This window comes from Natronospirillum operosum, from assembly GCF_004768465.1.
Taxonomy (GTDB): Bacteria; Pseudomonadota; Gammaproteobacteria; order Pseudomonadales; family Natronospirillaceae; genus Natronospirillum; species Natronospirillum operosum.
In genome coordinates, this window is the sequence record NZ_SRMF01000002.1 from 337,752 (window position 1) to 351,899 (window position 14,148).

The window sequence follows — 14,148 nt, forward strand, 5'->3', positions numbered from 1 at the left end:
GTCAGGCCCTCAGGGCGTTGCCGGTCAGTTGCAGAAAGAGATCATTGAGGTTGGGTGCCTGCACCTGCAGATGATGCAGGGAGACCCCGGCCGCAATCAGCTCGGTCACCAGGGTTTCGACCTGCTCGGTCTGGAAACAGAGCTGGCCATCCTGGTGCCAGCCGGCATGACGCGCCAGCAGGTCCGCCGGCACCCGGGCATCGTCCATGCGCACCATGACTCCGGAAAAATGCTCGCGCAACAGGGCCTCGGGTGCGCCCCGGGCGATAATGCGCCCGCGGTCCATGATGGCGATCTGATCACACAGGTGTTCGGCTTCTTCCATATAGTGGGTGGTCAGCAGTATGGTCTTGCCACGCGCCCGGATGGCTTCCACCAGGGCCCAGAAATGACGCCGCGCCTGCGGGTCCAGACCGGTGGTGGGCTCATCCATGAAGACCAGGCGCGGGTCATTGACCAGCGCCAGGGCCAGCAGCAGGCGCTGGCGCTGGCCGCCGGACAGCCGGCGCGTATCCCGCGTGATGATGTCCTCCAGCGCGCACAGCGCAATCAGGTCCTCCAGCGGCAGCGGATGATCATAAAAGGCCTGGAACAGGCGCAGGGTTTCGCGTACCGTCAAGCGGTCCTGCAGTGCTGTGTGCTGAAACTGTATACCGATGTCCTGGTACAGTTCCCGGGCTTGCATTGCACGACCGAAATAAAGAACATGACCACTGGTAGGCCGTTGAATGCCTTCCAGTATTTCGATGGTGGTGGTTTTTCCGGCCCCGTTGGGACCGAGCAGACCAAAGCAGACGCCCTCGGGCACACTGAAGCTGACCTGATCGACGGCGGTCAGGTCGCGAAAACGCTTGGTCAGAGACTCGACCTTGATGACGGGTTCCATGGTCCTCCGGATTGGTGCCCACTGGCCTGCTGCAGGGCGCATTCTATCGACCCGGCGCCACGAAATACAGCCATTGCCGTCAAGTTGCCCTGACCGCTCACCTCTGACAAGACAGAAGGATTGCATGACCAAACCGACCTTTGCGTTCCAGACTCGCCAGGCCTGCACGCTCGGGCTGGAAGCGGCCGTGCTGCTCGAGTTTGTGCGCGACCTGGTCGCGCTGCAGGGCCAGGTTGACGAGCAGGGCCGCCGCTGTCGGGTGAGCGTGGCCGAAATCCAATGGCTGGAATGGCTGCCGTTTCTGTCCCCGGCCCGTTTCTGGGCCGCCATCGACACCCTGATCGATGTCGGCTGGCTGCGCCGTATCGAGTCCGGTCCGGGTACGCTGACTCTGGAGTTGCAGGACAACGCCATGCCGAACCCGACAGCCACCACCCCGGCCCGCCCGGACTCCTCCGAGTGCAGCCCGGGTCCGGAGGCCCAGACCGGTGATGACTACGACATGCCGCCCCCGATGCCGGAACTGCGGCCGCTGCTGACCGATGACACCAACCATATCGGGTCGATGCAGATGGCGCCGCGGCGCTACAGTGACGAACCCCTGTACACCGCCATGGCAGAAGACAGAAAGAAAAAGCTGGCCGATGCTGCCATACCCGCGCCAGCGACGGCCGGTGAGCGCACCACCATGACCCTGCAGTGGCAACCGGGGGAGGACTGCCTGGCCATGATACAGAACCGGGGTATTGATACCGAATTCGCACTGGCCCAGCGTGAGAGCTTTGTGCTTTACTACCGGGATTCCGGGCAGCGGCACATGAGCTGGGATACCAAGTTCTTCAACTGGGTCAGCCGCCGCTGGCAATATCATCTGAATGACAGCCAAAATGACTTCCGAGCCGCAACACCCGACCGCGAAACAAGTCCTCGTGAGCGCCGCCAAAAGGTCAGGGAACGTCTCCGCAACATCGGCGACGTCGACTGGTAGCCAGGGGTACCGCACCGACGTCGAGGCCGACGTCAAGATCATGGTGAACATGCTGTTCGCCCGCTTTCACCATATCTATACACACAAGTTCGAAAGCGCCTACGCCGACGATGACACCCTGAAGCATGCCAAGCGGGAATGGGCCACGGCCCTGCAGGACTTTCCGCTGGCAGCCATAGAGAAAACCATCGACGCCGTGCGTCTGCGGCATGCCTGGCCGCCCACCATCGCCGAATTTCTGGCCACACTGAGTGAAGAGGCCCGCCCGGACGACCTGCCCGAGGCCCGCGATGCCTATCAGGAGGCCTGCATCCATGCCGGGCGGCCGCTGCAGCATCACTGGCGCCACCCGGCCGTTTATCATGCCGCCAGCCGCACCGGCTTCTTTCGTCTGCGCAGCGAGACCGAGCAACAGGTGTGGCCGGATTTCCGCCGCTATTATCAGGAACTGGCGCTGAGCCTGTGCAAGGGCCATGAACTGAGCGAACCCCGGCAGCCCAGTCTGCCCCCGCCCACCGACACCGGCCCGGCGCTGGATGTCACGGCCTGGTGTGAGCGTCATGCCGCAGACCCCAAGGCCGTCGCTCACCTGTTCCATTACATGGAACTGCCCAGGGGCAGCCAGATACGCCACAACTTCCGTCAGCGCGCGCTGGCGGCGCTGCAGGCACAGCAGTTGCCGGTGGCAGACCTGCCGGAATAACTCGCCCCGCATACCTTACAGGACCCCTGATGACTGACCCCACCAGCCTGCTGCTGTTGTGCCGCCCCGGTTTCGAAAAGGAATGCCTGGCGGAAATCACGCAGGTGGCTGCCGAACACGGCCACTACGGCTGGGCGCAGCCGGAAGCGGACAGCGGCTGGCTGCAGTTCCATACCGAACAGGCATCGCGCCTCTATGCCGAGCTGCCGGCTCTGGTATTCACCCGCGAGGCCTGGCCGGTACTGGCCCACCTCGACGCCCTGCCGGCATCCGATCGCACCCGGCCCATTGCAGACGCCCTGCAGGACCAGCCTGCCGCCGGTCAGCTGTTCTGTGATACGGCGGAAGGCGACGCCTATCGCGGCACCGCCCGCTTTGCCGGCAAGTTTGTACATCCGTTGCGCCAGGCGCTGCGCCAACAGAATCTGCTGACCCCGAAAGACCGGGCCGATCTGCCCGCCTGGCATGCGCTGTTTCTGGATTCCAGCCGCGTGCTGCTGGGCCGCGACAACCCGGCCCACAGACCGCGCTGGCCCATGGGTGTGGCGCGGCTCAGGTTTCCGCCGCAGGCACCCAGCCGCAGCACACTCAAGCTGGAGGAAGCCCTGCATATATTTCTGGGTGATACCTGGCGGCAACAGCTGCAACAGAGCTTCACGGCCGCCGATCTGGGCGCCGCCCCGGGGGGCTGGACCTGGCAGTTGGTCAAGCAGGGTCTGCAGGTACAGGCCATCGACAACGGCCCCATGGATGATGACCTGATGGCGTCCGGTCAGGTCGAGCACCTGCGCGTCGACGGCTTTACCTGGGTGCCTGAGCATCCGGTGGACTGGCTGGTGTGCGATATGGTCGAGAGCCCGGCGCGTGTGGCCGAGCGCATGCTCGACTGGCTGACGGCAGGCTGGTGTCGCAATGCCGTGTTCAACCTCAAGCTGCCGATGAAGAAACGCTGGCAGACCTGGCAGGACATCGAACAACGCCTGCACGCACGGCTTTCCGGGGCAAGCCGGAACTGGCAAATCCAGGCCCGTCAGCTCTACTTCGATCGGGCAGAGATTACTGTCTGCATCAGACCCGGCACCTGATCAGCCGGTCAACCATCACGGCTCAGCTTCAGATACCGCTCTTGTCGGCGTTCTGGTCGTCTCATTCGAGCAGGTTGTTGTCGCGCAGTATCTGCTCGTAGGTCCCGTCTTCACGAATGAGGGCAAACCCGGCATTGAAGGCATCGATGATGTCCCGGGCCTCAGGGTGGTCCTGCCCCACTGCCACATGCAGCGAGTTGCTCATCAGCGGTGTTTCGGAGAACCGAACCTGATCGATAAAATCCGGGTTGATATCGTTGATCAGATAGCGGGCCACCAGTTCGTCTTCAACGGTCAGGTCGATGCGACGGCCCACCAGACGGCGGATGTTGGTGATCAGGTTCACTGCCGGTTCGGGGATGTAGTTGTCGGCCTGATTGAACTCGTCACCATAGCCATACCCCAGGACCGTGCCGATGCGCTTGCCGGCCAGGTCCTCGATACCCTCGAACTCGAAGTCATCATCAGCGCGCATGATGATGCGCACATCGTTGTCGATATAGGGCTCGCTGTAGAGCAGGAATTCGGCTCTTTCGTCGGTATGCCAGGCCCCAACCAGAATGTCGTATTCGCCGTCACGAACACCGTACAGGGCACGTGCCCAGGGCATGTTGTTCCACTCCACGTCATACCCCTGAGTCTCCAGCGCCGCTGTTACAATCTGCACGGCAATACCGTTGCCGGGCAGATCCGGATCCAGGAACGGCGGCCAGGGGTCTCCGGCCCCCACCAGCGTGCGTGCACTCAGGGGCGTAATCAGCAGCAGGGCCGGGAAAAGGACAATCAGCACAGTGCGGCAAAGACCGGCGGGCAGCAGTTCGACAGGGCGAATTCTCTTCATTCTGGGCACCTTCAGATTGCAGTTCGCGTTCGTGGGCCGGGCGAGGCAACTTGCTTTTATTCACGACGGCACTGCGGGCCATCACATCGCCGCTTGCATTGGCGATTTGTAGTTATGTCCAAAATGCTGCAACAGTGCCAATGAAAAAGCCAGCCCAGAAGCCCTTTCCTGTTGTCCATTTCACGGAGAAAGATAAAAAAACCCGGCCGGGGCCGGGTTTTTTTACAGAGGAGCATGCGCACGCTGTGCGCATCCGCTGTCAGTCTTCGGTGGCGGCCATCGAGGCTTTCTCTTCCTCGGTGACTTCCTTCATGCTCAGCTTGACGCGGCCGCGCTGGTCGACTTCCAGCACCTTGACCACGACTTCCTCGCCTTCGGACAGCACATCGGTCACCTTCTCGATGCGACGCGGCACGATCTGGCTGATATGCACCAGGCCGTCCTTTTCGCCGAGGAAGTTGACGAAGGCACCAAAGTCGGTGATGCGGGCGACCTTGCCGCGGTACAGCGCACCCGGCTCCGGGTCCAGCGCCACGGCTTCAACCTGTGCCAGGGCGTCATTGGCGGCCTGCTTGGTCGGCGCATAGATGCGCACGCTGCCGTCATCCTGGATGTCGATGTCCGCACCCGTGCTGTCGCAGATACCACGAATGGTTGCGCCGCCCTTGCCGATAACCTCACGGATCTTGTCCTGATCGATCTTGATGGCCAGCATGGTGGGGGCATTCTCGGACAGCTCGGCACGCGGCTGGTCGATCACCTTGTTCATCTCACCCAGGATATGAGTCCGGGCGTCATGAGCCTGCTCCAGCGCCTGCTCCATGATTTCTTCGGTGATGCCTTCGATCTTGATGTCCATCTGCAGCGCAGTAACACCAGCGGCAGTACCAGCCACCTTGAAGTCCATGTCACCCAGGTGATCTTCATCTCCCAGGATGTCGGTCAGCACGGCAAAACCGTTGTCTTCCTTCACCAGACCCATGGCAATACCGGCGACCGGTGCCTTGATCGGCACACCGGCATCCATCAGGGCCAGCGAGGTACCGCAGACGGTGGCCATGGAGGACGAACCGTTGGATTCGGTAATCTCGGAGACCACGCGGATGGCATAGGGGAAGTCATCCACATTGGGCAACACGGCTTCGACACCACGACGGGCCAGACGACCGTGACCGACTTCACGTCGACCCACGCCGCCCATGCGACCACATTCACCGACGCTGTACGGCGGGAAGTTGTAGTGCAGCAGGAAGTGATCGGTTGTTTTCTTGTGCAGCATGTCGATCATCTGACCGTCACGCAGGCTGCCCAGGGTAGCCGCCACAATGGCCTGGGTTTCACCCCGGGTGAACAGCGCACTGCCGTGCGAGCCAGGCAGGGTATTCACCTCCACCGCGATCGGGCGCACAGTGCGGGCATCCCGACCGTCGATGCGCGGCTCGCCGGCGACGACACGCTGACGAACGAGCTGCTTCTCCAGTTTGGCAAAGGCGGACTTGATCTGACCGGCATCGGGGCCGTTCTCTTCATCAACCAGCGCCTCAATGGCTTCGGTACGCAGAGCGTCCAGAACCGCGTAGCGCTCCATCTTGTCGGTGACCTTGTAGGCTTCGCCAATGCGATCCCAATAGCCGGCCCGGACCTTCTCGATGGTGTCGGTGTCTTCCGCCGGCGGCGTCCAGTCCCATTTCTGAGCGCCGGACTTCTCGACCAGGGTATCCACAGCCTTGACCACGGCCTGCATTTCCAGGTGGGCGAACAGAACCGCGCCCAGCATCTGGTCTTCGGTCAGTTCCTTCGCCTCGGATTCGACCATCAGCACGGCGTCACGGGTACCGGCCACCACCATGTTCAGGTCGGATTCTTCCAACTGCCCATAGGTGGGGTTCAATACATAGCCTTCGGCTTCGGTAAAACCGACCCGGGCGGCACCGATGGGGCCGTTGAAGGGCACACCGCTCACCGCCAGGGCAGCAGAGGTGGCGATCATGGCGCAAATATCGGGATCGACATTTTCATCCGCCGAAATCACGGTGGGTACCACCTGCACTTCATTCATGAAGCCCTTCGGGAACAACGGCCGAATCGGTCGGTCGATCAGACGGCAGGTCAGGGTTTCCTTCTCGGAAGGACGACCTTCGCGCTTCAGGTAGCCGCCCGGAATACGACCGGCAGCATAGTATTTTTCCTGATAATGCACGGACAGCGGGAAAAACGGCTGATCCGGCTTGGCTTCCTTCGCCGCAGTCACGGCGCAGAGCACCGACGTCTTGCCAATGGTGCAGATAACGGCGCCGGTGGCCTGACGGGCGACCTTGCCGGTTTCCAGGGTGACAGTCTGGCCACCGTATTCGAATGTATGAGTCACTGGGTTCAGTGCCATAAAGTGCTTTCCTCTCCGGTTTTGCGATGCAGGCAACCGAGCACTTCTAAGAATTAGTCTCCGCGCGATGCGGCCGGCAGATTACTGCCCTGGCGCCGGTGCATCGTGGAGCCCAATTGTTAGAAGTACTCATGCCGAGTTGCCCAAGTACTTGTCGCGCCAGACCCGCAGGCCTGGTGCTGAATCGACAGAGGGGCCGCCTGGCCCCTCTGCAGTCTTGCTGTCTTACCGACGCAGGCCCAGACGCTTGATCAGGGTTGCATAACGGCTCAGATCCTTCTTCTTCAGGTAGTCCAGCAGCTTGCGGCGCTGGTTGACCATCCGGATCAGACCACGACGGCTGTGGTGGTCTTTCTGGTGTCCCTTGAAGTGGGACTGCAGGCCATTGATGTTCTGGGTCAGCAGGGCTACCTGCACCTCGGGAGACCCGGTATCACCTTCTTCTACCTGATATTCCTTGATGATTTCAGCTTTTTCTTCAACGGTCAAAGCCATGGTTCAAACTCTCCATCAACATGCGTGAATAGGACCCGGAACCACCGTGCATGCTTACAGTGGCCCTTGTGGCCGCCCTGACGGCGACCGCTCCGCACTCGCCGCCCAGCGGCGATAACGGCGCGTTATTCTAACAGATCTGTATTCACCAGGCGACGTGATTTCAGTGTGCCCTCGGCAGAAATCTCGCCCAGCCCCAGGAAGTGGTCACCATAGCGGATACGAACCAGCCCGGCCGACCCTGTCACCGCAACCGGGTTGCCATGGCGCACGCGCCGGTATTGCTCGGCATCCAGCAGACACTGGGGCAATTCGGCCACGCAGGTGTCCAGCGGCAGCAGCCGGGTCTGCAGGGTGTCCGCCGGCGTGGCCAGCAGTTCCTCCAATGGCGTTGTCTCGGCTATCCCGAACCGCCCGTGGCGCACCCGCCGCAGGCGGCTGACATGGGCCAGGGTACCCAGAGCCTGCGCCAGATCCTCGACAAAGGAGCGCACATAGGTGCCCTTGCTGCAGTGCAGGTACAGATCCAGCCAGTCCTCGCCACGCGCCAGCAAGCGGCTCTCATGAAGCGTCACGGTGCGCCGCTTGACCGGCACCGGCTTGCCTTCCCGGGCCAGCTTGTACAGCGGCTGCCCCTCGTGCTTGAGGGCGGAATACTGCGGGGGTACCTGCTCAATCTGGCCGCTGAACTGCTCTGCCAGCACCGCGCCGATCTGCTCATCGGTCAACGCCGGGATCGATGCCTCGGCAGTAACGACGCCGTCCGCATCGGCGGTATCCGTGCGTGCACCCAGGGCGGCCCGGGTTTCGTAGGCCTTGTCGGCATCAAGCAGGAACTGGGAGAATTTGGTGGCTTCGCCGAAACAGATCGGCAACACGCCGGTCGCCAGCGGATCCAGCGCACCGGTATGGCCCGCCTTGCGGGCACCCAGATGGTGTTTGAGCTGCTGCAGCACACGGTTCGACGTCATGCCGGCCGGTTTGTCGACCAGCAGGACACCGTGCAGATCAATCTTCTTTCGAGTCATCGCCCCGGGCCGGGTCCTCGGAAGATGGGGTGGACTGGTAACGGGCATCGTCACGCCGGGCGGTATCAATCAGCCGCGACAGGTTCTGTCCCCGCTCCATACTGTGGTCATAGTGAAAACGCAGATGGGGCATGACCCGCAGCCGAATACGGCGGGCCAGCTCACCACGCAGAAAGCCGGCGGCGCCAGCCAGAATTTTCTCTGCCTGACGCTGCTGTTCTGCCTCGTCTTCATCCAGTTGGCCCAGCGCCGTAAAATAGACATCGGCATAGCCGAAGTCACTGGATACCCGGACGGCATTGAGCGTCACCATGCCCAGCCGCGGGTCCTTGAGTTCAAACTGGATGAGCGTGGCCAACTCCTTCTGGATCTGGTCGCCCACCCGGTCTGTGCGCTTGAAATCACGCGCCATGTGATTGTGACCTCCGGTCAGTGTGTGCCACCAGTCAGTCGATGGTCCGCGCGAATTCCTTCACATCGAACACCTCGATCTTGTCGCCTGCCTTGACGTCCTTGTAGTTGCGCACGCCGATGCCGCACTCGGTGCCCTGACGGACTTCCTGCACGTCATCCTTGAAGCGCCGCAACGATTCCAGCTCACCTTCATAGATGACGACATCATCACGCAATACACGGATGTTCTTGTTCCGATATACCGTGCCTTCAACCACCATGCAGCCCGCCACCTGGCCAAACTTGGGTGAGTTGAACACATCGCGCACCTCGGCCAGGCCCACAATCTGTTCGCGCAACTCGGGTGACAGCATGCCATTCAGCGCGGCCTTGATATCATCCAGCAGGTCGTAGATCACGTTGTAGTAGCGCAGATCCAGACCATTGCGCTCGATCACCTCTCTGGCCTTGCCAGTGGCACGGACATTGAAGCCCAGCATGACGGCATTGGCGGTGACCGCCAGGTTGGCATCGGACTCGGATATACCGCCCACACCCCCGGAGACCACATTGACCCGAACTTCTTCGTTGCCCAGACCGGCCAGCTGTGCCTGTATGGCCTCCAGAGAGCCGCGTACATCCGCCTTGAGCACGATATTGAGTGTAGCCACTTCACCGGCACCCATGCCGGCAAAGAGGTTGTCCAGCTTGGCTGCCTGTTGCTTGGCCAGTTCTTGCTCACGGGCTCGTTCACGACGATGCTCGGCCACTTCACGGGCCTGCTTGTCGGAGTCGACCACCACGAACTCTTCGCCGGCTTCCGGTGTTCCGTCCAGGCCCAGAATCTCGACTGGAATGGAGGGGCCGGCGGATTCGATGGTACGTCCCGCTTCGTCCACCAGAGCGCGTACCCGACCGGTGGCATCACCCGCCAGCACAATGTCGCCCTGCTTGAGCAGGCCGTTCTGTACCAGCAGGGTGCTGACTGCACCACGGCCCTTGTCGAGCTTGGATTCGATCACCACGCCCTTGGCCGGGCCTTCGGCATAGGCCTTGAGCTCCAGCACTTCCGCCTGCAACAGCACGGCATCGATCAGGGCATCAATGCCTTCACCGGTGTGCGCCGAGACGCGAATGAACTGGGTATCACCGCCCCATTCTTCGGGCACGACATTCTTTGCCGCCAGTTCGGAGATGACCCGTTCGGGGTCAGCGCCTTCCTTGTCCATCTTGTTGACGGCCACCACAATGGGTACGCCGCCCGCCTTGGCGTGCTGGACGGCTTCTTCCGTCTGTGGCATGACACCGTCATCGGCCGCCACCACCAGGATAACAACATCGGTCGACCGGGCGCCCCGGGCACGCATGGCGGTGAACGCCTCGTGGCCGGGAGTGTCCAGGAAGGTGACCATGCCGTGATCGGTTTCCACATGGTAGGCACCGATATGCTGCGTGATGCCACCGGATTCACCCGCCGCCACCTTGGTGCGGCGAATATAGTCCAGCAGGGACGTCTTGCCATGGTCAACGTGACCCATGACAGTGACCACGGGCGCCCGTGCGGTCGGCTCACCTTCATAGGTGATGGACGCGTCCAGATCCTCCTCCATGGCGTTCTCGGAGACGGTCACATAACGGTGGCCCATTTCCTCGACCACCAGGATCGCGGTGTCCTGATCCAGCACCTGATTGATGGTCGCCATGACGCCCATCTTGAACAGTATCTTGACCACTTCGGCCGGCTTGACCGACATCTGGTGGGCCAGATCCTGCACATTGATGTTCTCGCCCAGCTTGACCTCGCGCACCAGGGGTGCAGTCGGCTGCTGGAACTGGTGCTCGCGCGGACCACCGCCTTTTTTGCGCTTGGGACGGCGACGCCCGCTGCCCCCTTCGTCATCCATCAGGCCCATGATCTGCTGATGGCGGCTGCCCTTGCCACGCTCCTGCTTGCCACTGGGTGCGGCCTTGGGCTTCTTGGCCTTGCGGCGCTCTTCGGTGGCATCATCAGAGGCCTTCTTGGCCTTGTGACGTGCTTTCTTGGCTTCCAGCTCAGGATCTGGCGGCACATCAACATCACCCGGCCCCGGGGCTGGCGTGACTTCCGCCGGCTCGGCCTTGGTGGTTTCTGCAGCCTTGCGCTCCTCCTCTTCCTGCACCTTGCGGCGAGCCGACTCTTCTGCAGCGCGCTTTTCTTCCTGCAGACGCTGCTGGGCTTCTTCCAGTTTGCGCTGCTCTTCTTCGCGCCGCAATTGCTCGTCGCTCTTGACTTCAGTGCCTGCTACGGCACCGGAGTCGGCAGCGTCCCGTTTCATGTAGGTGCGTTTCTTGCGCACCTCGATATTGACGGTCTTGCCCTTGCCCGAGCCACTGCCTGCTTTCAACTGGGTAGTGACCTTGCGCTTCAGGGTAATCTTGTTGGGCTCGCCGGCCTTGCCGCCGTGACTCGTCTTGAGATAGGTGAGCAGCTTCTGCTTTTCACTGTCAGTCACGGCATCTTCAGCACTACTGTGCTTGAGGCCGGCCTCGCCCATCTGTTTCAGTAAGCGATCAACCGGCGTACCGATATTGTCCGCGAGCTGTTGTACAGTTACATCTGCCATATTCTCGTATCCTCCCGGAGCCGCTTAGTTCTCTTCAAACCAGGACGCGCGTGCAGCCATGATCAAGCGCCCTGCCTGCTCCTCATCGAGTTCCTCGATGTCCATCAGATCATCAGTGGCCTGCTCGGCCAGATCATCGAGGGTTACAATCCCCTTGGCGGCCAGTATTCCGGCCAGTTCTCGGGTCATACCTTCGAGAGCCAGCAGGTCCTCCGAAGGTGTTGCGGATTCCAGTTGTTCCTCACTCGCCAACTCTCGGGTCAGCAGAACATCCTTGGCACGGTCACGCAGTTCGTTGACCAGTGCTTCTTCAAAACCTTCGATGCCGAGCATCTCCTCCAGCGGCACATAGGCCACCTCTTCCAGCGAGGTGAAGCCTTCTTCAATCAGCACCTCGGCCAGTTCTTCATCCACACCCAGATTTTCGGTAAACAGGGCCAACAGACTGTCCAGTTCTTCCTGTTGTTTCTGCGTGGCGTCTTCTTCGGTCATCACATTGATGATCCAGCCGGTCAACTGACTGGCCAGGCGGACATTCTGCCCGCTGCGGCCAATGGCAATAGCCAGATTGTCTTCAGTAACCGCCACATCCATGGTGTTGGTTTCTTCGTCCATGACAATGGAGGCCACTTCGGCCGGCGCCAGGGCATTGATCACCATCTGCGCCGGGTTGTCATCCCACAGCACGATGTCGACGCGCTCATTGCCGAGCTCACCGGTCACCGCCTGCACCCGCGAGCCCCGCATGCCGACACAGGCCCCGACCGGGTCGATACGTCCGTCGTTGGTGGTGACGGCGATCTTGGCCCGGGAGCCCGGGTCACGTGCACAGGCCACAATGCGAATGACTTCCTCGTGAATTTCCGGCACCTCGATGCGGAACAGTTCGGTCAGCATCTGATTGGCACTGCGGCTCAGCACCAGTTGCGGCCCGCGGGCATCTTCGCGCACGCCCATCAGCACAGCCCGTACCCGGTCGCCAATGCGGAAGGTTTCCCGTGGAATCAGCTCTTCACGCGGCAGTATGGCTTCGGCATTACCGCCCAGATCAATAATGATATTGTCGCGCGTAACCTTCTTCACGTTGCCGTGAATGATCTCGCCTTCGCGGTTCTCATACTGTTCGACAATCTTCTGCCGCTCGGCTTCGCGCACCTTCTGCACGATGATCTGTTTGGCAGCCTGCGCCGCGATACGGCCAAAGGATTCGTTCTCTACCTTTTCCTCATAGATGTCACCCGGCTGCAGCGCCGTATCGATAGCCTCTGCTTCCTGCAGTGTCAGTTCAGACCCCAGTTCGGGCACTGACTCGTTGTCGACGATGGTCCAGCGCCGGAAGGTGTCGTACTCACCGGTACTGCGGTCAATGGCAACCCGGACATCCGGCTCGCCATCGTCATCGAAGCGCTTCTTGGCAGCGGTCGCCAGGGCCAGTTCGATAGCCTCGAATATGACCTCTTTGGAGACACCCTTCTCATTGGAAACGGCCTCGACCACCGTCAGTATTTCTTTGCTCATAAACCAGCCTCGACTGTCCGTTGCCTGTCAATCATCGAATTCAGGCACAATGTTCGCTTTATCAATCTGCTCCAGCGGCAGCAGCAGTTCGTGATCTTCGACCAGAAGGACGACCGAGTCTTCCTCCACGCCCTGAATCACGCCCCGATAGCGACGCTTGCCTTCAAAGGGAAAGCGCAGCTTGAGATTCGCCCAGGCACCCACAAACTGTAAGTAGTGTTCGGCCTTGAACAGCGGCCGATCCATACCCGGCGAAGAGACTTCCAACGTGTAGGCATTGGTAATGGGGTCTTCGACATCCAGTACCGCTGCCAGTTGATGGCTCACCTCCGCGCAGTGATCCACGGTGATGCCTTCGGGATGGTCAATATAGACCCTCAGGGTGCTGTGTCGCCCCTGAGCAAGGTAATCGATACCCCACAGTTCGAAACCCAGCCCTTCAACCACCGGCTGGCAAATCGCGCTCACTGTATCTGCTTTCGCCATTTGGCTCCGTCACTGTCAGCACCGCCGGACCTGTGCCGACGGCATAAACAAAAAGTGGGCCCTGTGGCCCACCTAGCAAAAAGCCCCTGTAGCGGGGCTCTCCTGCACAACATGGTAGCGGGGGCAGGATTTGAACCTACGACCTTCGGGTTATGAGCCCGACGAGCTACCAGACTGCTCCACCCCGCAACAACCCACTAGAACGAACCTCCCCCTGGGCCAGCCAGGGAACGGGGCCAGGTCCGTTCCGAATAAATGGTGCCGACGACTAGACTCGAACTAGCACGGGCTATGCCCACCACCCCCTCAAGATGGCGTGTCTACCAATTCCACCACGTCGGCACTGCTACAGGCGGTTCAAGAAGACCGCCTCAGTTCACTCAAGGGGCACCTATTCTACGTCAGGAAAAGCCGGATCGCCAGTCTCCTGTTCCACTGGCGCGGTTTCTTCCAGCAGAATACTTTCATCAATCTGGATCTGGCCGTCATCTTCCGCCCGGTTGGAGGCAATCACAGCCAGCACCAGGCTGGTGCCGAAGAATGCGGTGGCCAGAAAGGCCGTGGTGCGGGACAGGAAGTTGGCACCACCGGAGGCACCAAACAGCCCCTGGGAGGCACCACCGCCGCCGCCGAACGCCGCGCCGGCTTCAGCACCCTTGCCGCGCTGCAGCAGGATAAAGACCACCATGGCGATGATCAGCACTACATGTATTGCCAGGATTATTGCTTCCATCATTAC

13 protein-coding genes and 2 tRNA genes are annotated in these 14,148 nt (G+C 61.0%); 3 read left to right on the plus strand and 12 right to left on the minus strand.

Annotated elements, in window-relative coordinates; all coding sequences use genetic code 11:
- Position 1: 1 nt before the first annotated feature.
- Positions 2–886, minus strand: coding sequence for an ABC transporter ATP-binding protein (locus E4656_RS08015; RefSeq protein ID WP_135482680.1), 885 nt, complete (start codon positions 884–886; stop codon positions 2–4).
- 124 nt (positions 887–1,010) lie between these two features.
- On the opposite strand from E4656_RS08015, the gene E4656_RS08020 reads away from it, so the two are divergent.
- The 3 genes from E4656_RS08020 to rlmM are packed head-to-tail and all read left to right on the plus strand — an operon-like array spanning position 1,011 to position 3,662.
- Positions 1,011–1,874 (plus strand): DnaT-like ssDNA-binding domain-containing protein, encoded by an 864-nt coding sequence (locus tag E4656_RS08020; RefSeq protein WP_135482681.1) that lies wholly within the window; start codon positions 1,011–1,013, stop codon positions 1,872–1,874.
- A gap of 49 nt (positions 1,875–1,923) precedes the next feature.
- A complete protein-coding gene (locus tag E4656_RS08025) occupies positions 1,924–2,577 on the plus strand; it encodes a hypothetical protein (protein WP_167855981.1) in 654 nt (217 codons plus the stop codon).
- Between the two features lie 29 nt (positions 2,578–2,606).
- Positions 2,607–3,662: a 23S rRNA (cytidine(2498)-2'-O)-methyltransferase RlmM gene (gene rlmM, locus E4656_RS08030; RefSeq protein ID WP_135482683.1), complete on the plus strand. Its 1,056-nt coding sequence runs from the start codon at positions 2,607–2,609 to the stop codon at positions 3,660–3,662.
- 61 nt (positions 3,663–3,723) lie between these two features.
- On the opposite strand, the gene E4656_RS08035 is transcribed toward rlmM, so the two are convergent.
- The 11 genes from E4656_RS08035 to secG form a co-directional block, all read right to left on the minus strand.
- Entirely contained in the window at positions 3,724–4,503 is a 780-nt protein-coding gene (locus E4656_RS08035; protein WP_135482684.1) for a substrate-binding periplasmic protein, read from the minus strand.
- Between the two features lie 259 nt (positions 4,504–4,762).
- Positions 4,763–6,880, minus strand: a complete 2,118-nt coding sequence (pnp, locus tag E4656_RS08040; RefSeq protein WP_135482882.1) for a polyribonucleotide nucleotidyltransferase — start codon at positions 6,878–6,880, stop codon at positions 4,763–4,765.
- 231 nt (positions 6,881–7,111) lie between these two features.
- Positions 7,112–7,381: a 30S ribosomal protein S15 gene (gene rpsO / locus E4656_RS08045; RefSeq protein ID WP_135482685.1), complete on the minus strand. Its 270-nt coding sequence runs from the start codon at positions 7,379–7,381 to the stop codon at positions 7,112–7,114.
- 125 nt (positions 7,382–7,506) lie between these two features.
- On the minus strand, positions 7,507–8,409 hold the full coding sequence (gene truB, locus E4656_RS08050; protein WP_135482686.1) for a tRNA pseudouridine(55) synthase TruB: 903 nt from the start codon (positions 8,407–8,409) through the stop codon (positions 7,507–7,509).
- A complete protein-coding gene (gene rbfA, locus E4656_RS08055) occupies positions 8,390–8,821 on the minus strand; it encodes a 30S ribosome-binding factor RbfA (protein ID WP_135482687.1) in 432 nt (143 codons plus the stop codon). Before rbfA ends, truB begins: the two co-directional genes overlap by 20 nt.
- Before the next feature lie 34 nt (positions 8,822–8,855).
- Positions 8,856–11,405, minus strand: coding sequence for a translation initiation factor IF-2 (infB, locus tag E4656_RS08060; RefSeq protein WP_135482688.1), 2,550 nt, complete (start codon positions 11,403–11,405; stop codon positions 8,856–8,858).
- Positions 11,406–11,429: 24 nt separating this feature from the next.
- A complete protein-coding gene (gene nusA, locus E4656_RS08065) occupies positions 11,430–12,923 on the minus strand; it encodes a transcription termination factor NusA (protein WP_135482689.1) in 1,494 nt (497 codons plus the stop codon).
- Between the two features lie 27 nt (positions 12,924–12,950).
- The gene (gene rimP / locus E4656_RS08070) at positions 12,951–13,391 is read right to left on the minus strand and encodes a ribosome maturation factor RimP (RefSeq protein WP_476703733.1); all 441 of its coding nucleotides are present in this window, start codon (positions 13,389–13,391) and stop codon (positions 12,951–12,953) included.
- Between the two features lie 130 nt (positions 13,392–13,521).
- A tRNA-Met gene (locus E4656_RS08075) sits at positions 13,522–13,598 on the minus strand.
- A 67-nt stretch (positions 13,599–13,665) separates the two neighbouring features.
- Positions 13,666–13,751 (minus strand) — tRNA-Leu (locus tag E4656_RS08080).
- Positions 13,752–13,800: 49 nt separating this feature from the next.
- Positions 13,801–14,142 (minus strand): preprotein translocase subunit SecG, encoded by a 342-nt coding sequence (gene secG, locus E4656_RS08085; RefSeq protein ID WP_135482883.1) that lies wholly within the window; start codon positions 14,140–14,142, stop codon positions 13,801–13,803.
- Positions 14,143–14,148: the final 6 nt, after the last annotated feature.

What these genes read in the sequence shown, in the direction of transcription:
- E4656_RS08015 (WP_135482680.1), bottom strand. Translation starts at nt 886, where the DNA reads ATGGAACCCGTCATCAAGGTCGAGTCTCTGACCAAGCGTTTTCGCGAC.
- E4656_RS08020 (WP_135482681.1), top strand. Translation starts at nt 1,011, where the DNA reads ATGACCAAACCGACCTTTGCGTTCCAGACTCGCCAGGCCTGCACGCTC.
- E4656_RS08025 (WP_167855981.1), top strand. Translation starts at nt 1,924, where the DNA reads ATGCTGTTCGCCCGCTTTCACCATATCTATACACACAAGTTCGAAAGC.
- rlmM (WP_135482683.1), top strand. Translation starts at nt 2,607, where the DNA reads ATGACTGACCCCACCAGCCTGCTGCTGTTGTGCCGCCCCGGTTTCGAA.
- E4656_RS08035 (WP_135482684.1), bottom strand. Translation starts at nt 4,503, where the DNA reads ATGAAGAGAATTCGCCCTGTCGAACTGCTGCCCGCCGGTCTTTGCCGC.
- rpsO (WP_135482685.1), bottom strand. Translation starts at nt 7,381, where the DNA reads ATGGCTTTGACCGTTGAAGAAAAAGCTGAAATCATCAAGGAATATCAG.
- truB (WP_135482686.1), bottom strand. Translation starts at nt 8,409, where the DNA reads ATGACTCGAAAGAAGATTGATCTGCACGGTGTCCTGCTGGTCGACAAA.
- rbfA (WP_135482687.1), bottom strand. Translation starts at nt 8,821, where the DNA reads ATGGCGCGTGATTTCAAGCGCACAGACCGGGTGGGCGACCAGATCCAG.
- infB (WP_135482688.1), bottom strand. Translation starts at nt 11,405, where the DNA reads ATGGCAGATGTAACTGTACAACAGCTCGCGGACAATATCGGTACGCCG.
- nusA (WP_135482689.1), bottom strand. Translation starts at nt 12,923, where the DNA reads ATGAGCAAAGAAATACTGACGGTGGTCGAGGCCGTTTCCAATGAGAAG.
- secG (WP_135482883.1), bottom strand. Translation starts at nt 14,142, where the DNA reads ATGGAAGCAATAATCCTGGCAATACATGTAGTGCTGATCATCGCCATG.